Origin of the sequence: Dokdonella sp. (genome assembly GCF_051958935.1) — a bacterium.
Taxonomy (GTDB): Bacteria; Pseudomonadota; Gammaproteobacteria; order Xanthomonadales; family Rhodanobacteraceae; genus Dokdonella_A.
In genome coordinates, this window is sequence record NZ_JBQCFP010000141.1 from 1 (window position 1) to 21,384 (window position 21,384).

18 protein-coding genes are annotated in these 21,384 nt (G+C 70.9%); 4 read left to right on the forward strand and 14 right to left on the reverse strand.

Annotated elements, in window-relative coordinates:
- Positions 1-13: 13 nt before the first annotated feature.
- Positions 14-580 (forward strand): GNAT family N-acetyltransferase, encoded by a 567-nt coding sequence (locus ACTHK2_RS13940; protein ID WP_440246323.1) that lies wholly within the window; start codon positions 14-16, stop codon positions 578-580.
- Positions 581-656: 76 nt separating this feature from the next.
- Here the strand turns inward: ACTHK2_RS13940 and ACTHK2_RS13945 are convergent, their stop codons facing one another.
- Positions 657-1,808, reverse strand: coding sequence for an AAA family ATPase (locus ACTHK2_RS13945; protein ID WP_440246324.1), 1,152 nt, complete (start codon positions 1,806-1,808; stop codon positions 657-659).
- A 169-nt stretch (positions 1,809-1,977) separates the two neighbouring features.
- Entirely contained in the window at positions 1,978-2,988 is a 1,011-nt protein-coding gene (gene gap / locus ACTHK2_RS13950) for a type I glyceraldehyde-3-phosphate dehydrogenase (protein WP_440246325.1), read from the reverse strand.
- A 483-nt stretch (positions 2,989-3,471) separates the two neighbouring features.
- Here gap and ACTHK2_RS13955 point away from each other — a divergent pair, with 483 nt between their 5' ends.
- The 3 genes from ACTHK2_RS13955 (at position 3,472) to ACTHK2_RS13965 (ending at position 5,902) form a co-directional block, all read left to right on the forward strand.
- Positions 3,472-4,344 (forward strand): MBL fold metallo-hydrolase, encoded by an 873-nt coding sequence (locus ACTHK2_RS13955; RefSeq protein WP_440246326.1) that lies wholly within the window; start codon positions 3,472-3,474, stop codon positions 4,342-4,344.
- The gene (locus tag ACTHK2_RS13960) at positions 4,334-5,140 is read left to right on the forward strand and encodes a S1/P1 nuclease (protein WP_440246327.1); all 807 of its coding nucleotides are present in this window, start codon (positions 4,334-4,336) and stop codon (positions 5,138-5,140) included. The genes ACTHK2_RS13955 and ACTHK2_RS13960 overlap by 11 nt, the downstream gene beginning before the upstream one ends.
- 195 nt (positions 5,141-5,335) lie before the next feature.
- The gene (locus ACTHK2_RS13965; protein WP_440246328.1) at positions 5,336-5,902 is read left to right on the forward strand and encodes an outer membrane protein; all 567 of its coding nucleotides are present in this window, start codon (positions 5,336-5,338) and stop codon (positions 5,900-5,902) included.
- Positions 5,903-6,109: 207 nt separating this feature from the next.
- Here ACTHK2_RS13965 and ACTHK2_RS13970 read toward each other — a convergent pair whose 3' ends face one another.
- The 12 genes from ACTHK2_RS13970 to ACTHK2_RS14025 form a co-directional block, all read right to left on the reverse strand.
- On the reverse strand, positions 6,110-6,949 hold the full coding sequence (locus tag ACTHK2_RS13970; RefSeq protein ID WP_440246329.1) for a collagen-like triple helix repeat-containing protein: 840 nt from the start codon (positions 6,947-6,949) through the stop codon (positions 6,110-6,112).
- Positions 6,950-7,133: 184 nt separating this feature from the next.
- Positions 7,134-9,917, reverse strand: coding sequence for a tetratricopeptide repeat protein (locus ACTHK2_RS13975; protein WP_440246330.1), 2,784 nt, complete (start codon positions 9,915-9,917; stop codon positions 7,134-7,136).
- A complete protein-coding gene (locus tag ACTHK2_RS13980) occupies positions 9,914-10,468 on the reverse strand; it encodes an ECF-type sigma factor (protein WP_440246331.1) in 555 nt (184 codons plus the stop codon). The genes ACTHK2_RS13975 and ACTHK2_RS13980 overlap by 4 nt, the downstream gene beginning before the upstream one ends.
- A 136-nt stretch (positions 10,469-10,604) precedes the next feature.
- Positions 10,605-11,672, reverse strand: coding sequence for a DUF7151 family protein (locus tag ACTHK2_RS13985; protein ID WP_440246332.1), 1,068 nt, complete (start codon positions 11,670-11,672; stop codon positions 10,605-10,607).
- Entirely contained in the window at positions 11,669-11,941 is a 273-nt protein-coding gene (locus ACTHK2_RS13990; protein WP_440246333.1) for a hypothetical protein, read from the reverse strand. The genes ACTHK2_RS13985 and ACTHK2_RS13990 overlap by 4 nt, the downstream gene beginning before the upstream one ends.
- Positions 11,942-12,117: 176 nt before the next feature.
- A complete protein-coding gene (locus ACTHK2_RS13995) occupies positions 12,118-14,166 on the reverse strand; it encodes a DUF2961 domain-containing protein (RefSeq protein ID WP_440246334.1) in 2,049 nt (682 codons plus the stop codon).
- A 7-nt stretch (positions 14,167-14,173) separates the two neighbouring features.
- On the reverse strand, positions 14,174-15,883 hold the full coding sequence (locus ACTHK2_RS14000) for a BatD family protein (protein ID WP_440246335.1): 1,710 nt from the start codon (positions 15,881-15,883) through the stop codon (positions 14,174-14,176).
- A complete protein-coding gene (locus ACTHK2_RS14005; protein WP_440246336.1) occupies positions 15,880-17,853 on the reverse strand; it encodes a VWA domain-containing protein in 1,974 nt (657 codons plus the stop codon). The genes ACTHK2_RS14000 and ACTHK2_RS14005 overlap by 4 nt, the downstream gene beginning before the upstream one ends.
- Positions 17,850-18,854, reverse strand: coding sequence for a vWA domain-containing protein (locus ACTHK2_RS14010; protein WP_440246337.1), 1,005 nt, complete (start codon positions 18,852-18,854; stop codon positions 17,850-17,852). Before ACTHK2_RS14010 ends, ACTHK2_RS14005 begins: the two co-directional genes overlap by 4 nt.
- Positions 18,847-19,362: a DUF4381 domain-containing protein gene (locus tag ACTHK2_RS14015; RefSeq protein WP_440246338.1), complete on the reverse strand. Its 516-nt coding sequence runs from the start codon at positions 19,360-19,362 to the stop codon at positions 18,847-18,849. The genes ACTHK2_RS14010 and ACTHK2_RS14015 overlap by 8 nt, the downstream gene beginning before the upstream one ends.
- Positions 19,359-20,294, reverse strand: coding sequence for a DUF58 domain-containing protein (locus ACTHK2_RS14020; protein ID WP_440246339.1), 936 nt, complete (start codon positions 20,292-20,294; stop codon positions 19,359-19,361). The genes ACTHK2_RS14015 and ACTHK2_RS14020 overlap by 4 nt, the downstream gene beginning before the upstream one ends.
- Positions 20,295-20,335: 41 nt before the next feature.
- Positions 20,336-21,346, reverse strand: a complete 1,011-nt coding sequence (locus ACTHK2_RS14025; RefSeq protein WP_440246347.1) for an AAA family ATPase — start codon at positions 21,344-21,346, stop codon at positions 20,336-20,338.
- Positions 21,347-21,384: the final 38 nt, after the last annotated feature.

Genomic DNA, 21,384 nt, shown 5'->3' on the forward strand with positions numbered 1-21,384 from the left:
CTGAGGCGGCCGCATGGACGCGACAGAGGCGCCGATTCCCGAACTCCTGGGCGCACGCGTGCGCCTGCGCGCGCTCGCGCCGCGCGATACCGACGGCCTGTTCGCCTTGCATTCCGATGCACGGGTGATGCGCTACTGGAGTTTCCCCGCGTGGACCGGGCGCGCGGAGGCGATCGAGCACATCGAACGCATGCAGCGCGACCGCCGTGTGCGCGAGTTCTATCCGTGGGTCGCGACCTTGCCCGGCGACGATGCGCTCGTCGGCACCTGTTCGCTGTTCGGCGTCGACCGCGAACACAAGCGCGGCGTGATCGGCTATGCGCTGCTGCCGGCGTATTGGGGACGCGGGCTCGCCGGCGAGATGGTGCGCCTCGCGCTCGGCCACGCGTTCGACGATCTCGGGCTCGAGCGCATCGAGGCCGACATCGATCCCGACAACGTCGCCTCATGTCGCGTGGTCGAACGCGCGGGCTTCATCCGCGAAGGCACCCTGCGCGAACGCTGGCGCGTCGGCGGCGGCGTGCAGGACACGGCGATGTACGGGTTGTTGCGGCGCGAGTGGCGACGCGTGCTCGCCTGAATCGGTGCGCGGCGGCACGCGCGTGCGCGCGTACCGCCCTACGTGGATCGGCAGGTCTGGTTGCTCGGGGCCTATCCTATGGCCATGCGGGGCCGTCGAGCAGGCCCTGGCCGGCGACGCGCGTTTCGCCGTAGGCGCGCACGAGTTCGACCGACGGCGTGCCGCTGGCGTCCTCGATCGCGTCGACGAGCGCGCGAGCGTGGCTGATCAACCACACCTGGCTGCGCTTCGCCGCGGCGACGACCTGGCGCGCGAGTGGCCGCAGCAGGTCCGGATGCAGGCTCTGCTCGGGCTCGTTGAGCACGAGCAGTTCGGGTGGCCGCGGGCTCATGAGCGCGGCGAGCAGGCACAGGTACCGCAAGGTGCCGTCGGACAGTTCCGCCGCCGAGAGCGGACGCAGCAGGCCTTCGGTGCGCAGGCCGACCTGCAGGCGCGCGTCGCCGCCATCGAGGACCACGAGCGTTGAACCGGGGAACGCGTCCTCGATCGCCGCCTGCAGCGCGGGTCCGTCGCCGATCTCGAGGATCGTCTGCAGCGCCGCGGCGAGATCGCGGCCGTCGTGCGCGAGTGCACCGGTCTGCACGCTCACGCGCGGCTGGCGCAGCGGGCTCTCGGCGTCGGTGCGGAAGCCGTCGTAGAAGCGCCACGCGCGCAGCCGCTCGCGCAGCGCGAACAGCTCCGGGAAACGCTCGGGCTCACCGAGTTCGGCGAGCAGCGACTGGTTGCGCGCCGGCGCGAACGCGAGTCGCACCCACTTGCCGTCGGCGCCGCGTGCGCGCACGTCGAAGCCCTCGCGTTCTAGCCAGGTGTTGGACGGGCGTCGCGGCGGTTGCTGCCAGACGATTTCGTGCTTGATCTCGGGATCGAACGCGAAGCGCGACGCCGACGGTGTCGGAAGTCCGAGCGCAACTTCGTACGCGACGTCCTCCGCGGCGAAACCGAACGTCACGCGCAGGGGCGCCTTCTTCGCCGTGCCCTGGATCGGCCCGCCGCGCTTCGCCTGCTGGCGGATATCGCGCGGCCCGGCCCACTGCACCGACGGGATCCCGCCTTCGAGCGCGAGCGCTTCGGCGAGGCGGCCGTCGGCGGCCTGCGCGAGCAGGCGCAGTGCGCGATAGAGATTCGACTTGCCGCAGCCGTTTGCGCCGGTGACGACGGTGAGCGGCGTCAGCGCGAGCGTGAGGTCACGCAGCGAGCGGTAGTTGGAGACCGCGAACGTGTGCAGCATGCGGGCGATTGTAGCCGGCGCGGCGCACCGTCCCGTCGGTCGAAGGCGCGGAAAAAACCAAAGCCCCGGCAAGCCGGGGCTTCGTGGATCGCGGGGGGGGGCGAGCGCGAAGCGTGAGCCGCGCCGCAATGTCCCGCGCTGCGGCGGCACGCGCCGGGCGCGTACCGCCCTACGCGTTCGCGAACGCGAGCGTCATGTCGAGCATGCGGTTGGAGAAGCCCCACTCGTTGTCGTACCACGCGAGCACTTTCACGAGCGTGCCGCCCATGACCTGGGTCAGCGTGCTGTCGTAGACCGAGCTGTGCGGGTTGTGGTTGAAGTCGATCGACACGAGCGGCTTCGCATTGACCGCGAGCACGCCCTTGAGCGCGCCGTTGGCGGCTTCGGTGAGGGCGGCATCGATCTCTTCCTTCGTGGTCGCACGCGCGGCGACGAAGGAGAGGTCAACCACCGACACGTTGATCGTCGGCACGCGCATCGAGAAGCCCGTCAGCTTGCCGTTGAGTTCGGGCAGCACGAGGCCGACCGCGGCGGCGGCGCCGGTCTTGGTCGGGATCTGCGAATGCGTCGCGGAGCGCGCGCGGCGCAGGTCCGAATGATAGACGTCGGTGAGCACCTGGTCATTGGTGTAGGCGTGGATCGTCGTCATGAGGCCATGCACGATGCCGATCTTCTCGTGCAGCACCTTGGCGAGCGGCGCGAGGCAGTTGGTCGTGCACGAGGCGTTCGAGATGACCTCGTAGCTGCCCTTGAGGCCGTCGTGGTTGACACCGTAGACGAAGGTGCCGTCGACGTCCTTGTCGCCCGGCGCCGAGATGATCACCTTCTTCGCGCCGGCGGCGAGGTGCGCGCTCGCCTTCGCCTTGCTCGTGAACAGGCCCGTGCACTCGAGCACGATGTCGACGCCGAGGTCCTTCCACGGCAGCTTGGACGGATCGCGCTCGGCGCAGACCTTGATGCGGTCGCCATTGACGACGAGGTCGCCGCCTTCGACGCCGACTTCGCCCGGGAACTTGCCGTGCGCGGTGTCGTACTGGGTCAGGTGCGCGTTCGTCTCTGCATTGCCGAGGTCGTTGACCGCGACGATCCGGATTTCGTTCGTGCGCTTGGACTCATACAGCGCACGCAGCACGTTGCGGCCGATGCGGCCATAGCCATTGATCGCGACCTTGACTGCCATGGATCGATTCCTCGGGGACGAATGCGGAACGCGCATTTTACCGGCCCCGTGCCGGCAGGCACAGAGCCGCTTCCGAGGGAGCCATTGGGCGAACCCGGCCGGCAGGACGGGCTCAGCCGTCCTCGTCAGGCGGTCGTCGATCGGTACCTGGACGTCGCCGGCGACCGCGCGGCCAGTCGCCTTGGCCGGATTGAATCCATCATCGCCGCGATCGAGGCGTCTCCGAACACCGCGGCCGCTTCCGGCGGTTCGGCGCGAGCGACCGTCGCCGAGCGCCGGTGCCCGTCGGCACCGATCGACACGCAGTTCGACATGGCCCGACGGCCGCGCGGCGTTCGCGGCCGGCGGATACACCCACGCTCGCGCGACACGCGAACGGATGTCCCCGCTGGTGCGAAGCGTTCTTACACCCATTTACGCCACCGTCGGCGTATCCGTAACGTGCCGTGCGCTACGCTGCACCCGGTCACCGGGCCTGCACCCATGTCGAACCCTCCCGTCATCCACAGCTTCCATCACGCGACCAGCGGCACCTGGACGCATGTCGTCGCCGATCCGGCGAGCGGGCGCGCGGCGATCATCGATCCGGTGCTCGATTTCGACGTCGCGTCCGGGCGCGTCGGCACGCAGCCGGCGAACGAACTGCTCGCGCGCATCGGCGAACTCGGTCTCCTCGTCGTGGCGATCCTCGAGACGCACGCGCACGCCGACCACCTGTCCGCGGGCGCGTGGCTGCGCGACAGCCTCGGCGTGCCGCTCGCGATCGGCGCAGGCATCATCGAAGTGCAGCGCACGTTCAAGCGCCTGCTTGCGCTCGGCGACCATTTTGCCGCGGACGGCCGCGCGTTCGATCGACTGCTGCGCGATGGCGACGTGATCCCGCTCGGCACGCTCGGGATCCGCGTCATCGCCACGCCCGGTCATACGCCCGACAGCGTCGCCTACCTCGTCGGCGATGCCCTTTTCGTCGGCGACACGATTTTCGCGCCCGCTGCAGGGACGGCCCGCTGCGATTTTCCCGATGGCAGCGCCTCGACGCTGTATCGCTCGATCCGGCGCCTGTATGAATTGCCCGACGCGACGCGCGTGTTCCTGTGCCACGACTATCCGGCGGAGGGCGCGTCGCCGACCGCGCAGACGAGCATCGGCGAGGAGAAGGCAGCCAACATCCAGCTGCGGGGCGACACCCGCGAAGACGACTACGTCCTCGTGCGCGAACGACGCGACGCGACGCTCGCCGCGCCGAGACTGCTGTGGCCGGCGATCCAGTTCAACATCCGCGGCGGGCGGCTGCCGCCGGCGGATACGCTCGGTCGTCGCCATTTCAGGCTGCCCGTGTTCCTCGATGCGGGCTGACGCGTGCGGCATAGCGCTCACGCTGCTGCTCGCGCTCGCACCGCTGCACGCGTTTGCCTGGGGCCCGACCGGCCATCGCGTCGTCGCCGCGCTCGCCGAGCGCGAACTCTCCGCAACGACGCGTGTGGCGTTGCGGCCGCTGCTCGCGCGGTCGCACGCGCAGGCACTCGCCGACGTCGCGACCTGGGCCGACGACCTGCGCGACGATCGCCGCCGAAGCGCGCTCTGGCACGCGACGTCGAAACTTCACTTCGTGAACTTCGCCGACGGGTCCTGCCACTACGACGCCCATCGCGACTGCCCCGGCGGGCGCTGCGCCGTCGCGGCGATCGAGCGCTATGCCGACGTGCTCGGCGATCGCAAACGCGACATCGACGAGCGCGCCGAGGCGCTGCGCATGCTCGTGCACCTCGTCGCCGACGTGCACCAGCCTTTGCATGCGGGTTACCGGCGCGACGCGGGTGGCAACCGCCATCAGGTCCGCATCGACGGCGCGGATCGGGGCACGAACCTGCATGCGCTATGGGATACACCCGTGCTGGGTGAGCACCACGGTGGCTGGCGGAAACGCCTCGCGGACCTAGGCCGCGCGCCGCTCCCTGGCGCAACGGGCAGCGCCCGCGAGTGGGCCGAGGAATCGTGCCGCATGACCCGCGATGCGGGCCTCTACCCGCCGCGTCATCGCGTCGATGCGGCCTATCTCGCACGCGCAAGACCGCTCGCCGAGCGGCGTCTACGCTACGCCGCGGCGCGCCTGGCCGATTTGCTGAACCGCTCGCTCGGCTCGCGCCGATAACCGTTTTTCGCGTCGGATCAAAGGGTTGGGGCGTCATGAATGAATTCTAAACCGCCCAGTATTGAAATCGACGGGCTGAATCCCATCTATACGCACGCCGCCGACGGGATGAACCCCGAAGCGACGGGAAGCATCGAATGAACCGGGCCGCCGCGCCCCGCGGACAGCCCACCCCCAACAAGTTGGAGCCACATCATGAAGAACACCCTGCTCGCCCTTGCCCTCGCGACGGCCGGTTTGGCCGCCCTCCCGGCCCACGCCGCCGATACCAATGGCTGGTTCATCAACGGCAACGTCGGCCAGTCCAACCTCGACAAGGGCGTGTACGACGACGACGACACCGCGTTCGGCGCGAACATCGGCTATCGCTGGGCGCTCGCGCCGAACTTCCTGTTCGGCGTCGAAGGCGGCTATACCGACCTCGGCAGCTTCTCGCCGAAGGGCAACCCGACGGGCTTCGGCGATGCCGAAATCAAGGGCTGGAACCTCGGCGTCAACGGTCACTTCAACATCAACGACAACTGGTACCTGAGCGGCCGCGCCGGCTTCTTCCGCGCCGACCTCCAGGGCACCTACGGTCCGCTTGCGACGCCGGTCGCGGTCGACGACCACAGCAACAAGTGGTACGCGGGCGCCGGCTTCGGTTACGACTTCAGCAACAACTTCAGCGTCGGCCTCAACTACGACTACTACAAGGCCGAGAAGAACGGCCTCAAGTTCGACCCGGACATCGTCTCGGTCAGCGCCGAGTACCGCTTCTGATCCAGCTCTCCGACGGGAGTACAACGGCACGGACGCCGTCACAGCCGACCGGCCCGCTAAAGCGGGCCGGTTTTTTTGTTTGATTCGTGCGTTCGTCCGTGATGCGGAGAATACGCACTGATGCGTGCGGGCAACGGCTTGCGCTGTCCGGAGTGGCCATCCATGGCCGCATTCGCCGCATCAAGCACGCTCCGCCGGCCGCACGGCTCAGGGCTCCGCAAGACGCGTGATCGTCGGCTCGGGTGCCGCGGGGCCCGGGGCCGCGCTCGGTGCCGATGCCGGCACGCAGACGAGGGTCAGGCGCACCGTGATGGCGGCGGCGCTCGTGTTGGAGTAGATCCAGCGCCATGCATTCGCCGAACCCGGATTGCTTTCGCGCAGGACGAGCGAGAGATCGTTGACAGTCGGCTGGCCGATGCCGCCGCCGATGACGAGTCCACCGTTCGGACATGCGAGGCCGCCTACGTATGAGGCGTTCGCGTCGGCGGTCGTATCAACCGAAAACTGGTAGGGCGGCAGCGACGGACCCGGCGGGCCGCTGGCACCTTGCGGTCCCGTGGCGCCCTGCGGTCCGGTTGCACCTTGCGGCCCCGTTGCACCCTGCGGTCCGGGATCGCCTTGCGGCCCGGTCGCGCCCTGCGGCCCGGGATCGCCTTGCGGCCCCGCCGGACCGGGATTGCCGCTCAGCGCGTATTGCGCGACCGGCGTCGTCGCGATCGCTTGCCGCGGCGACAGCGACTGGCCGTTCACGTTCACGTCGAGCCACAACTGGTTGCCGCTGAACACGCCCGGGAATGCGAGCGACACCGTGAACAGGCCGTCGACGACCGGGAACTGCGTCTCCGACTGCGGCGTGCCGACGACATTGCCGGCGGTATCGGCGTCGTACAGCGTGAAGACGAAATCGTACGCGCCATTGGCGGGCTGGCCGTTCTGCGCGAGCCGCCCCTGATACGTGAAATCGGGCAGCTGCGCGGTTTGCGCGACGGCGGCACCGCCGTGCGCCAGCGCCCCGAGCGCAATGACGCAGCTCAGCAGCCATGGCATCGCCGGCCGCGCGCGCGTGAAGCGGGGGCACGGTCTCGCCGTGCGTCCATGAAAGGAAGCCATCATTTCTCTCCTGTAGCCGGCGGCGATCGGTCCGCGGTGGGCCTCCGCCGGGGGGCCGCCGCTCGATCCATCAAGCGCAGGAAGGCGTGCGCGCATATCACGCGCGCGGTGCGACGCGCGATCAGCGCCAGCGCGCGAGTTCGTGACGCAGGGGCGCGGTGTCGGCGAACGTCGACTCGATCATCGCGCGCAGCGACTGCGCCAGCGCGCGCGCCTCGGTTTCGCGACCGGCGTCCGCCAGCGTCGCGGCATAGGCGAGCGCGAACTCCGCGACGTACGGATGCGCGTCGCCGTATTTCGCGCGCACGAGATCGAACGCACTGCGACGGTGCGTCAGCACCGAATCCTGATCGCCGGCCGCCAGTGCGACGCCGGCCTCGAGCGCTTCACGCCGCGCCTGGACGAGCGGCGTGAGCGTCGCGCGCGAATGCAGCAGCGCCTGCACGGTCTTCGCCGCGTCCGCGGTCCGGCCGGATGCGAGCTGCCATTCGCCGAGCACGAGTTCGCATTTTGCAGTGTTCACGTCGTCCTCGCCGAAATGCGCGCGCGTGCCTTCGAGCGCGCGCTCCACCACCGGCTGCGCCGCGCGCAGCTTTCCCGCGCGTACGAGCACGCGCGCGAGGTTGTGTTCGGCGCGCAGCACGAGGCGGTCCCCGTCGGGCAGGGTGCGCCGGCGGGTTTGGAGCGATTCCTCGTACAGCGGTATCGCCGCTGCGTAGTCGCCCTGGTCCTCGTACGCAGTCGCGAGGTTGTTCAGCGGCACCGCGTAGGCCGCGCTGTCCTTGCCGGAGACCTCGGCGTGGATGCGCAGGGCTTCGCGGTAGCGCGCGATCGCCTCCTCGAAGCGGCCGAGGTCCTGCAAGGTGTAGCCGAGCACGTTGCGCGCATCGGCCGATTTCGCGCTGCGCTCGCCGTACAGTTCGTCGCACAGCTGCATGTTGCGCTCGAACAGCGCGACCGCCGTTGCGGGTTGCCCGGAATCGGACAGTGCGCGTGCGTAGCCCTGCAGCGAGATCTGGTAGTCCGGATGGCGTTCGCCGAACTGCGTGCGCTTGATCGCGAGCGCCTCGCGGTAGTAGTCGAGCGCATGCGCGTAATCGCCGCGCTTCGCGGCGAGCAGGCCGAGGTTGTGCAGTGACGATGCGACGCCGTCGCCCGGCACGTCGACCGGCAGCGTGCGCCGCAGCTCCAGCCCCTTGCGCAGCGCCGAATCGGCTTCCTCGTAGCGATCCTGCGCTTCGAAGGCGAGGCCGAGCGTGTTCCAGGAATCGGCGAGCGCGCGCACATCGTCGGGCGCATGTTCGGTGCGCAGCGCGAGCGCGCGCCGGGCGGCCGCCTCGACCTCCGGCGCGGGATACGCACTGTTCGCGTAGACGACCGCGAGCTGGCTCAGTGCTTCGGCGGCCTTGAGCGGCTCGCCGACACGGGGATCGAGGTAGAGGTCGGCCGCGGCGCGGAACAGGGCGATGCTCGGCGTGGGCTGGCCCAGATGCCGGTACGCCGTCGCGAGCGTGTCGAGCAGGTGCGCCTTGACCTGCGGCGCGTCGTCGAGTTCGCGCTCGATGCGCGCTGCACCCTCGTCGAGCACTTCACGCGCGGTGATGTCGCGATGCTCCGCATTGACGCGCGGATTGGACGTGTCGAACACCGAGACGAGGAAATCGCTGACGCGCTCGGCGGTGGCCGCCTGGCGCTTCGCCTCCTGTTCGGCGGCGCGCGCACGCGCATTCTCGAGCGCGAGGCGCCAGGTGAACGCGGCGAGCACGAGCAGCGCGCACGCCGCGGCGAGTGCGACCGGCCAATGCCGGCGCAGCAGGCGCGCGGCGCGGTAGTGCAACGTCGGCGCGCGCGCGTGCACCGGGCGATGCTCGAGGAAGCGCTGCACGTCGTCGCCGAGTTCCTGTGCCGATGCGTAGCGCGACACGGCCTGCGCCGCGGTCGCGCGCAAGACGATCGCGTCGAGATCGCCGGCCAGGCGGCCGCGCCAGGGGACGTCGCCGGCGAGCTCGCTCGGGCGAACGCTCGCCTCGGCCAGGTTCGCGACCGTGCGGTCCGCGACATCGACGCGCGCCTTGCGCCCGGTCACGAGTTCGAACAGCACGAGTCCGAGGGCGTAGACGTCGCTCGCGGTGGTGAGCGTCTCGCCGGCGAGTTGCTCCGGGCTCGCGTAGCCGGGCGTGAAATAGCCGTCCGCCTCGGCCGCCCGCGGGCGATCGAGCGCGCGCGCGATGCCGAAGTCGAGCAGTACCGGCGTGCCGTCGACACGCACGAGCACATTCGACGGCTTGAGGTCGCAATGCACGATGAGGCGCTGGTGGGCGAACTGCACGGCCTCGCAGACCGCGCGGAACAGCGCGAGGCGCGCCCGCAGGTCGAGCCGATGCGCCGTGCAGTAGACGTCGATCGGCTCGCCCTCGACGTGCTCCATGACGAGGTACGGCTGGCCGCCGGGCGTCGCACCGCCGTCGAGCAGGCGCGCGATATGCGGGTGCTGCAAGGTCGCAAGGAACTGCCGCTCGCGCGCGAAATGGACGAGCGCGTCGCTGCCGGGCATGCCGCGGATCAGTTTGATCGCCGCCTGTTGCTCGAAATGGCCGTCGGCGCGCTCGGCGAGGTGGACCGCACCCATGCCGCCGCTGCCGAGGCGGCGCAGCAGGCGCCATGCGCCGAGCCGGTCGCCTTCGGCGAGTTCGGTTTCCGGCAGCGCCCCGAGCACGCGCATCACCGGTGCGCGCAGCTGGGTATCGCCGCCTTCGCTGTCGATCAGCGATTCGACCTCGCGGATCGTCGCTGCGGCGGCACGCTCGTGTTCGTAAACGCGCTGGCGCTCGCCGGGCGGAAGGTCGCAGGCGAGGTCGAACAGGCGACGCACTTCGGCGAAATCCGTGTGCGCCGCCGGCGTCACGCCGCGAGCTCCCGATTGAGCCAGGCGCGCGCGAAGCGCATGTCGCGTGCGACGGTCGGCACCGACACGCCGACGGCGGCGGCGATCTCGTCCTGTTCCATGCCGGCGAAGCAGCTCATCTCCATCACGCGCGCGGCGCGGGCGTCATGGTCGGCGAGCCGCGTGAGCGCCTGGTCCAGCGCGAGCAGGTCGAGCACGCCGCCTGCCTCGCTCGCGCCTTCGGCCGTCGCGCCGAGCGTCACGTGCAGTGCGCCGCCCCCGCGCTTGGCCGCCTGCCGCGCACGCGCGTGGTCGATGAGGATCGAGCGCATGTGCAGCGCCGCGATACCGAGGAAGTGCGCACGGCTGACGAAGTCGGTGTCGTTGCCGAGCATGCGCAGCAACGCTTCGTGCACGAGGGCGGTCGGGTTGAGCGTCTGTTCGCGTTCACCGCGCAGGCGCTGCACGGCACTGCGCCGCAACGCTTCGTAGATACGCGGCATTGCGACCGCGAGTGCATCGCGATCGCCGCGATGCCAGGCGTGCAGCAGCTGCGTGATGTCCGGTTCCACCGCGCCCCCTCGGCCCGCGTCGAACGGGCAATGTAGGCAGCGGATCGGCATCGTGCAACCTGCCCGCGCAACGCAGTCGCCCGGCGTACGGGGGCACGCCGGGCGATGCGGCCGCGCGCGGTGCGCGAGGCGGACGCTAGGCGCAGTCGATCGCCTGGATCGGCTGGATCGGCGTCGCGTTGAGGATGAGGTCCCAGCGCCCGGCGCCGCTGTTCCACTGGTAGTACTGGTTGGACGTCGCGCTCACGCCGACGAAACCGAAGCCCGACTGGCCGATCATGCTGCACAGCCTGGCGCGGCTGGAGAGATCCGAGTTGATCGGCACGCCGTTCAGGCGCGCGTCGAAGCACTGGTTGTTGCCCGAGAGATGGCCCGGGTCACAGGTGAGGATGTAGCCGCCGATGTATTGCAACGCGGTGAAATTGCCGTTGGGCGGGATGGTCGGCGCCGCGGCACCGTTGCAGATATAGCGGTTCTGCGCGGCGTTGACTTCGCCGGCGTCGAGGACGCCGTTGCGGTTCGTATCGAGGCCGACGCGCACGAGCGTGCCGCCTGCGGCGCAATTGGCACCCGACGGCTCCGCCGAGGTTGCAAGCAGGGTGTTGAAACCATCGGCTCCGGCAGCGCCCGCGATGCCTTGTGGGCCCTGCATGCCTTGCGGACCCTGCGCACCGGTCGCTCCAGGCACGCCCTGCGGGCCGCTCGGGCCTTCCGGGCCCGTCGGGCCCATCGCTCCGGCCGGCCCCGCGGGACCTGCCGGGCCCGGCTCGCCTTGTGCGCCTGCGGGTCCCGGCTCACCCTGTGGCCCGGTCGCACCGGCGGGTCCCGGATTGCCGCTGAGTGCATATTGCGCGACCGGCGTCGTGGTCACGGCTTGGCGCGGCAGCAGTGCCTGTCCGTTGACGCTGACCTCGAGCCAGGTCTGGTTGCCGCTGAACACACCCGGGAATGCGAGCGAGACGGTGAACACGCCGTCGACGACCGGGAACTGCGATTCGAGCTGCGGGGCGCCGAGCGCATTGCCGCCGCTCGCCGCATCGTAGAGCGTGAACGAGAGATCGTACGAACCGTTGGCCGGCTGGCCGTCCTGGGCGAGCCGCCCCTGGTACGTGAAATCCGGCAGTTGCGCGACTTGCGCCTGCGCGCCCGTTCCGATGAGTCCTGCAAGGATCGCCGCGAGGCGGCGGGCAATGATCGGGCTCACGGGGTGCACCTCTCGAACGACGAGCGGAACAGCTGGTCGGGGCGTTCGACCGGTGCGGCCCAGAAGCCCGAGACGAGCGCGACGCCGTTGCCGGTCGCGACGCCCGCCGTGGGCTCGCCGATCGTGGCGGACACATCGAAGCACGCGCTCGAGGCGCGGCTGACGCCGCCGCTCGCGATCACTGCGCCCTGCAACGTGAAGCCACCGCCTGCGGGTGCGGCAAACGCGGTGGATGCGGCGAGCGCGACAGCCCAAGCGGTCGCCGGCACGCGGCTGCGCCTCGCAAATGATTGGATATCCATCGAACCTCCTGATGCGGACGTGATGAACGGCCCCATGCCGCCCCTGTCATCGGCCCCATCGGTGAAGGCGCAAGAACGGATGCGCGGATATCACGCCGGCTCGCGCGTGCATCGAAGTGCCGCGCTCGCGGGGCGTCCGGATGTCAAGGTGCCGGGGCGAACGCCGACGCATCCAAGCCGTCGGCGAAAATCGCGTCCTTCCAGCCGCCGCGCAGCTCCCAGCGCGATTCGGCGAATACGGGCGCGTAGGACCGCAACTCGGGCACGATCACGACATCGAAGTCGACGGTACCGGGAGGCACGTCGAGCAGTGCCTCCTGCTGGTGCCAGCGCCGCGAGGGATCGGCCGGTGCCGGCCCGAACCCGCCCGCGGCGACGCCGTTGACGAAGATCGCCGCGGCCGCGGAGCCGGCCTGTTCGCCCGGCGTGCCGGTGCCGGCGTCGAACGTGCGTCGCAGCCGCAGCGGTCGTCGTGCATCGGCGACATGGAAGCGGAAACGGCTCGAACCGCCGGTCGAGCGGCAGGCGAGCGCGCTGCGGACGGTCGGCGGCTCGTCCTCGAAGCGCGCCGCGAGCGGGGCGCAGCTCGCTGTCGCCGGAGCTTCGTACGCGTGCGCGGCCGCGGCGGGCGCATCGCCGATTTCGAATGCGTCGTAGTCGACCAGGGCGGGCGTGTCCCGGCGGTACGCGTACACCATGCTGCGCACGCAGGTCGGTACCGCGGCCGAAGGCGCGTAGCCGACTTCCTGCTCGAGCTTCACGGAGCTCGTGTAGGTGAGCGGCGCGGTCGGCATGAGGCGATAGGCCGCCGTGCTGCCGCTGCCGTCGGCATCGACCCGCGTCGCGCCCGCGAGTGCTCCGGCGAATGCGCCACGGTCGAAATAGAAGCCGCCGCCGAAGAAGTCCTCGATGCCGGTGCCATACCACGCGGGATCCGCCGCGCCGTCGACCTGGGCGCGCTCGTCACCTTCGAGATAGCCGCGCGTCGGCGCGCCGTCCGCGCGATAGCGTGCCGCGACACCGACGATCTTGCCGGCACCGGTCGCGCGATCGAGCACGAGCGTGGCCGCTGCGCTGCAGGCATCGAGGAGATGCGCATCGAAACGCCCCGCCTGCGCGGGTACGGGCGTCGCGTCGAACGCCAGCGCACTGTCGATCGACAGCGCCTCCGGCAACCCGGCGTCGGCGACGAGTTCGATCGCGAGTGCATCGACGAACGGCATCGGGAACCACGCGTAGAGCCAGCCGCCTGCGTCCTCGCCGACGAACACGCCGCGCGCCGGGACCTGTGCGTCCGCAGGCGAGGCAAAGAAGTCCTCGAGCGGCGCATCGACCGCGATGGCGCCATCGATGGTCACGCGCATGCCGACGCGCGCGTACGCTGCGCGTGGCAGGCGCAGGCGCAGGCCGCGCAACCAGCCGGGTCCATTGCGCGCCGCGAGCGTCGCACTGCCGCCGGGTGCGAGCACGGTGGTCGCGGCCTGCGGCTCGAGCATCGCGTTCCATGGATCGTCGCCGGCGTGTGCGAGGAACGCGCGCCATGCCGGTTCGTCATGGCCGGCGACGAAGCTCGTCACCGGCGTGCCGGGAACGAGGCGATGATGCTGCAACTGGAACCAGAGCAGGCGCTGGGCATTGCCCGTGCATGGATTGACGCCATTTGCTTGCGCGCCCGCGAGCGTGACGCGCAACGAGTGCGCGTAAGCGACCGGTACATGACTGACGTAGCCGCCACTCGACGCGACGCGATCGAGCGCGAGCGGCGGCGTGAATGGCGCGGTCGATCCGTCGAACAGCGCAGCGAGCGGCAGGTCGAGCGCCGCGGTGGCCGCGCCATCGAGGTACATGCGCACGCGGATCGCCGGGTCGATGCAGCCGGACGTCCCGAACCCACTCGTCAGCCAGAATCGCGTCAACGCGCCCGGGCCGCGTTCGTCGAGCACGACGACCTCGTCGCCGTCGCGATGGAGCCAGCGCAGCGGATACGGGTTCGCGCCCGCGCCTTCGCCGCCCGCGTTGCTGCGATCATAGCGGCAGCCGTCGAGGCAGTGGCTCGATCGCTCGAGCACGCTGTCGCCGGCGTCGATCGCGGCGAGCCGATCGGGCGACTCCCAGACCTCCCACGGCAGGCCGGCGGCGCGGGCCATACTGGCGGCGGCGCCATACACGAGTGCGGCGAGGCGGCGCCGCATCGCCTTGTCAATCGCGCTCGGGATACAGCGCGGGCAGCGCGTCGTCGCCGCGTACGCCGACGTCATCGACGCGCCAACGCAGGCCGCCGCGGAACGCGCGTTGCAGGCGGGCGGCGATGCCGTCCGCGGTTTCGCCGCCGGCGTAGCGTGTGCGCTGCAATTCGGCCAGCAGTTCACGTTGGGCCGGATCGGCGAGTCGTACAGCGAGCTGGCCGAGGTTGTGGACGTCGCTGCGTTCGTTGCGTGCCCAGGCGACCAGTGCGCGTTCCGCGCCGGCGAGATCGCCGAGCGCGCACGCGCGCAGGAAGTCCGCGCGTGGCACCGTCGATGCCGGCGCCACCGTGTCGCGCGTGACGCCGGCCGGTGCCCGCGCGAAACGTCGCGACAGCCACCAGGCGGCGAGGGTCGCGAGCCAGAGGACGCATGCCGTCGCCGCAAGCATCTTCCAGAGGCGCACGTGCAGGTCCGGCTCGGATGCGGGTGCAACGGCCGGTGCAGCGGCCGCCGACACCGGCGCGACGGCGGTCGCGGACGCGCCGGCCGCGGCGCCCTGCGCCGCCGGCAGCACGGTGATCGTGCGTGGCGGCAGCGTCGCGGTCTCGATGCGATCGTGCCCCGTGTCCCACCAGTGCACGCTGATGCCGGGCACGGTCAGCGTACCGGCGCGATGCGGCACGAAGGCGAACTTGCGCACGCGCTCGCCGTAGAGCCATTCGCCGTCGTCGCGCGTGCGCGTGTCGGCCTTGTCTGGATAGATCTCGGCGCCCTGCGGCGCGGCCAGCTCGAGTTCCGGCAACTGCTCGTAGCCGAGCCCCTGTGCCTGCAGGCGGATCGTGCGCGTGATCGGCTCGCCGACATGCACTTGCGACGGTGGCTCGCCTTCGTCCTTGAGCAGCAGCGAGGCGGCGGGCAACCAGGCGCCGTCGGTCCATGTCGCCGGCTTCGCGCGCACGTCCAGGTGCACCGCGTCCGAGCGCGCACTCACGCTGCGGCCGCGGCCGAAGAACGCCGCGGGGTCCGCGGCATCGAGCACGGTGCCGCGAAACGCGAGCGCGGGAATGTCGATCGCACCGCTACGCTCGGGCGTGAGCGCGTAATGCCGCTCGAGCACATGGTAGCGGCGCGTGCCGACCGTCGCGACGTACGACTTGTCCTGGCCGAGGCGCTGCGCGGTGAGCCCGTCAGCCTTCGGCTCGGCCAGGTTGCCGTCGGTGAGATCGAACGCGAAATAGAGCTTGACCGTGTAGCGCACCTGTTGCTGCACGTACGGGTCGAGCGGCTCGGCGCTGGCCTCGAGGAAGATGTCGCCACCGGCCTGCTGGGCGGCGGTCGGCGCCGGCAGCACGGTGAGGCGGATCGGCGCGGTCTGCGCGCCGCCGACCTGCAGCGGCGCGATAGTGATCGCGCCATCGTGCTTGGGTTCGAGGCCGATCGCCCACAACGTCTTCGCGCTGCGCGCGCCGTTGCTGATGTTGACCTGCTGGCCCGACTGCGTGCCGAGTACGTTGAAGTCCTTCGCAAGCGCGGAAAAATCCGGCTGCGCGGCGCCGACCGCGTCGGTCTCGACGTTCAACGTGACGGTTTCGCCAAGGTGCATGCTGTCGCGATCGAGCCACGCGCGCACGGCGGGCTTGTCGTCGGCCCACGCCGCGGCTGCCGCCAGCATGATCAGCGTGAGCACGAGGCGCGTGCACCACCGCAATGCGAGTGCGTTCATCCGCCGTCTCCTCCTCGTTGCTGGCGGCGCTGGTATTCGAGCTGGAACTTGCGACGCAGCAGGCCACCCGGATCGTCGGGCACGCGCTCGAGCCAGTGTTCGAGTGCCTGGCGCTTCTCGCGCGTGGCGTCGTCTTCGGGCGCTTCCTGCACGGAGCCCGCGGGATCTCCCGACGCCGCATCCTTGCCCGGATCGGCGAGCGCGCGATCGACCGCCTGCTTCAACGCCTGCTGCTGCTGCGCATCGGGCTTCTGCTCGCCGGCCTCGCCGTTGCGGCCGCTCGCATCATGCTGCTGGCCACCCCGCTGGGCGGAATCCTGCGCGCCCTTCTCATCCGGGGACTGACCCTGATCGTCCTGGCGCGATTCGCCTGGCTGCGCCTGGTCGCCCTGCTGCTCGCCCTGCTCGCCATCCCGGGTGTCGCGATCGTTCTGCCGGCCGTCCTGCTTGTTCGCGTCATTGCCCGGCTCGTCCTGCCCATCCTGTTTCTGTTCGCCGCCTTCGGGCTTCGACGCACCACCCTGCTGCGACGCGCGGCCGTCCTGCGACGGATCGTCGCCGTCGTGTGGTTGCTGCTGGCCCTGACTGGAATCCTCCTGCTTGCGCCGGTGCATGAAGTCTTCGACCGCCTTGCGGTTCGCTTCTGCATCGGCCATGCCCGGTTCGCGCTTCAGCGCTTCGTCGTATGCGGCAATCGCTTCTTCGTAGCGGCCGAGTTTGGCCAGCGCGTTGCCGCGGTTGTAGGCCGCGTCGGCACCGGCGGCCTGCGCATAGGCGCTCTCGGCGGCAGCGAAATCGCCGCTGCGGTAGGCGGCGCCGCCGCGCCATTCGGGTGTCGGTGCGAGTTCGGCCGCGCGCTTGGCGTCGCCGGCGGCGAGCGCGGCCGCAGCCTGCTGGTCGGCACGCTGCCAGAGGTCCTGCAACGAAGCGGCCCGCGCGCGCGGCGACGGCATCAGCGCGGCGAGCGCGAGCACCATGAGCCAGCCACGGCGGAACGAGGCGAGCGCGAGCGGCAGCAATGCGAGCAGCAGCCACGGGCCACGATCGCGCCAGCGCGCGCTCGCCGCTTCGCCGTCGGTGCGGCCGGCGCGCGCATCGACGTCGACCGTCGGCGCGAGCACCGTGTCGAGATCGCCGGCGTCCGCGGCGAGCGTCGCGTAGCGCCCGCCGCCTGCAGCGGCGACCGCACGCAGGCCCGCTTCGTCGAGACGCGAGATCACCACGTTGCCGTCGTCGTCCTTCAGGAAATCGCCCTGCGCGAGCGCGACCGGTGCGCCGGCGCCGGTGCCGACGCCGATCACCGAGACGTCGAATCCGTGCGTGTGCGCGCGGCGAGCCGCTGCGGTCGCATCATGGCTCACGCTGTCGGCGAGCAGCACGATTTCGCCGCGATGCAACCCCGCCTGCTCGATCAATCCGGCCGCGGCGTCGATCGCGCGGCCGGTCGCATTGCCGATCACCGGCATCGTGGTGGGATCGAGCGCGTCGACGAGGTTGCGCACGGTCTCGACGTCGTCGGTGAGCGGCGCGGCGACGAACGCGTCGCCTGCGTAGGCGAGCAGCGCCGTCTGGTAGTCGCGACTGCGCGAAAGGATGTCGTCGAGCTTGTAGCGAGCGCGTTCGAGCCGGCTCGGCTTGACGTCCTGCGCGCCCATGCTCGGCGCGAGTTCGAGCACGAGCACGCGCGCGGCCTGGGTGCGGTACAGCGGCATCGGCTCGCGCTCCCAGGCGGGACCGGCGAGCGCGAGGCACGCCAGCACCCACAGCGACGCCGCGAGCAGGAGACCGCCGCGCGCGCTGCCCCCGTCGACACGCTCGAGCAGGTGCGGCAACAGGTGCGCATCGACCGCGCCGCGCCACGCGCCCGCGTCGGTACGGCCGTGCCGCCACGCGTACCAGCACAGCGGCAACGCGAGCAACAGCAGCAACGCGGCCGGGCGCAGGAAGTGGAATTCGGCGAGCGTGCTCATGCAGGCACCCCGCCGCGGAATGCGCGCAGGCGCCATGCCGGGACGGCGAATGCGAGCGCCGCCGCCGCGAACGCGGCAGCGAGCGGCATCCAGTACCACTCGTCGACCGGGCGCAGGCTCTGCTTGGCATCGGCCGCTGGCTCGAGCTTGTCGATCGTGCGGTAGACGTCGGCGAGCTCCTCGCTGTTGCGCGCGCGGAAGTAACGCCCGCCGGTGCGCTCGGACATCTTCGTCAGCATCGCCTCGTCGAGGTCGGCCGACGGATTGACCATGCGGCTGCCGAAAAGGCTGTCGACGCGCATCTGCTCGGCGCCGATGCCGATCGTGTAGATGCGCACCTGGTTCGCCTCGGCGAGGTCGATCGCCTTCGCCGGCGTGAGTTCGCCCGCGGTGTTGACGCCGTCGGTGAGCAGCACGAGCACGCGCTGCTCCTGCGGCCGCGCGCGCAGGCGCTTGACCGCGAGGCCGACCGCATCGCCGATCGCGGTTTCACGGCCGGCGAGGCCGATGGTCGAATCGAGCAGTTGCTTGCCGACGGTCGACAGGTCGAAGGTCAGCGGCACCAGCAGGTAGGCGCGCGTGCCGAACAGGATGAGGCCGACGCGGTCGCCGCGGCGCCGCTCGACGAAGTCGCTGGCGATCGCCTGGATCGCCGCGAAACGAGGTACCGCGGACCCGCCGAGCTGCATGTCCTCGATGCTCATGCTGCCCGAGGTGTCGACCGCGAGCAGCAGGTCGCGACCGGAACGCGCGACGTCCTCGGGCGGCCCGAGCCATTGCGGACGCGCCGCGGCGAGCACGAGCAGGCCCCACGCGAGCAGCGCAAACGCGCGCCGCACGCGTGGCACCGGCGAGGCATCGGCCTGCTGCGGCAGCGCGACGCCCAGATGCGGCAGGTGCAATGCACTGCCGAACAGGCCGCGCGCGCGCGGCAGCAGGTGTGCCGCGATCAGCGGCAGCGGCAGCAGCACGAGCAACCACGGCCAGGCGAGTTCAAGCATGCGCAGCCTCCGCGCGCAGTGCGTGGGCGAGCCATCGACGCGCGAGGGCGATGAGCGCGTCGCCATCGACCGCCGTCGCGGCGGGATCGTCCGCACGGCGATACGGCGCGTCGAGCAACGCGCGGCCGGGACCGTGGCGGAACGGTGCCGCCTTCGCCTCGGACGGTGGCAACCGCGCATCGAGGAAATCGAGCCATGCCTCGCCGTGCAGCGCCGCCGCGTGCGGGGCGAGCAGCCTGCTCGCGCGACGCAGCAGGTTCGACAGCGCGATCGACAGGCGTTGCGCGTCGGCTTCGCGTGCATGCGCGGTGGCGATGCGCTCGAGTTCCGCGCGCACGCGCGCACGCCAGCGGCGCCGGCGCTCGAAACGCCAGCACGCGCGCAGCGCGAACACCAGCACGACGAGCAGCGCGAGTGCGAGCAGCCACCATCCGGGTGCTGGCGGCCACCACGCCGGCGACGCCGGCAGATGGATGTCGCGCAGTTCGGGGCCGGCGGCGGGATTCATGCGACCACCGGCGAATGGCGGCTGCGTGCGAGCAGCGGCGCGAGCGCACGGCGCAGGTCGGCATGGGCGTCGAGTTCGAGCACGCGCAAGCCGAGCCGGCGCGCCTGCTCGAGCAGGCGCGCGCGCGAGGCGGAGAACCGTTCGGTCCAGCTGCCGCGCACGCGCGCGTCGCTGAAGTCGAGCACGCGCCGGGCGGCGCCGAGATGGATCGCATAACGCCCGGGCGGCGGCGGTGCGAGCTCGAGCGCATCGCGCAGCAGCACGACCGTGATCTCGTGCCGGCCGGCGAGTTGCGGCAGCAGTGCCTCCGCTTCAGCGTCGGCGCTGAAGCCGTCGGTGAGCAGGACCAGCCGCATGCCGGGCCGCAGCAGCCGGCGCACGCGCGCGAGCGCGTTCGACAACGGGGCTTGGCGGTCGGCGGTCGCCGCGGCGTCCCAATCGCGCAGCGCGCGCAGCACGTGCAGCACGCCGCGTCGACCGCCCGCGGGCTTCACCTCGCCGTCGATGCCGCCACCGAACCCGAGCGCGCCGATGCGGTCGCCCGCAGCGGAGGCCATCCAGGCGAGCAGCGCGGCCGCACGCGCGGCCTGCACGCTCTTGAAGCGTACGCGCGTGCCGAAACGCATGCCGGGGTTGAGGTCGATCGCGAGCAACAGGCCTTGCTCGCGCTCCTCCTCGAACAATTTGGTGTGCGGCTTGCCGCTGCGCGCCGTCACGCGCCAGTCCATGTGGCGGATCTCGTCGCCCGGCTGGTAGATGCGCGATTCGCGGAAGTCGACGCCGCGACCGCGCCAGCGCGAACTGCTGGTTCCGCTGCGGAGCGCCGGGCTGCGCCGGCTGCGCATCAGGCTGCCGCCGTGGGCGAGCGCGGCGAGCGCGATCAGTTCGTCGAGGGCGACGCGGACGGAACGGTTGGCGAATGCAGGCTGCATGGCGGGCGATGGCGGCGCGGGCACGTCGCCGCGCGGCGGGATCAGGGCAGGGGCACGCGCTCGAGCAGCATGGAGACGACGCGATCGGCGCTGACGCCTTCCGCTTCCGCCTCGTAGCTGAGCAGCACGCGATGACGCAGCACGTCGGCGGCGATCGCATGCACGTCCTCGGGCGTGACGTAATCGCGACCCGAGAGCCACGCATGCGCGCGTGCGCAGCGATCGAGCGCGATCGTGCCGCGCGGGCTCGCGCCGTAGGCGACGTAGCGCGCGAGTTCGGCCCCATACGGCGTCGGCTCGCGCGTCGCGAGCACGAGCTGGACGAGGTAGTTCTCCAGTTGCGGCGCCAGATGGAGCGAAAGCACCTCGCGGCGTGCGGCGAAGACCTGCTGCTGGGTCAGGCGACGCAACGGCGGCGCGGTCACGACGAGTGCCTCACGCGCGCGGTCGCGCGCCAGTTGCAGGATCGCCGCCTCGGCCGCGGCCTTCGGATAGTCGACGCGCACATGCAGCAGGAACCGGTCGAGCTGCGCCTCGGGCAGCGGATACGTACCCTCCTGTTCGATCGGGTTCTGCGTCGCCATGACGAGGAACAGCGTGGGCAACGCGTACGTGTCGCGGCCGACCGTGACCTGTCGCTCGCCCATCGCCTCGAGCAGTGCGGACTGCACCTTGGCCGGCGCGCGGTTGACCTCGTCGGCGAGGATGAGGTTGTGGAAAATGGGTCCGCGCTGGAATTCGAAGCTGGCCGTCTGCGGCCGGTAGATCTCCGTACCGGTGAGGTCGGCCGGCAGCAGGTCGGGCGTGAACTGCACGCGGTGGAAGTCGGCCTCGATGCGCGCGGCGAGTTCCTTGATCGCGGTGGTCTTGGCGAGGCCGGGCGCGCCTTCGACGAGCAGGTGCCCGTCGGCGAGCAATGCGATCAGCAGGCGATCGATCAGGGCCTCCTGGCCGATGATGCAGCCGGCGAGTTCGCGGCGCAGGGTGGCGAAGGCGGCGGCCGCCGTGGTGGGTTCGGGCATGTCCATGGGCAGTGGATCCGGGGTCCCGATGATCGCACGGGACGACGGAGGGTCGGACAGCGCGACGC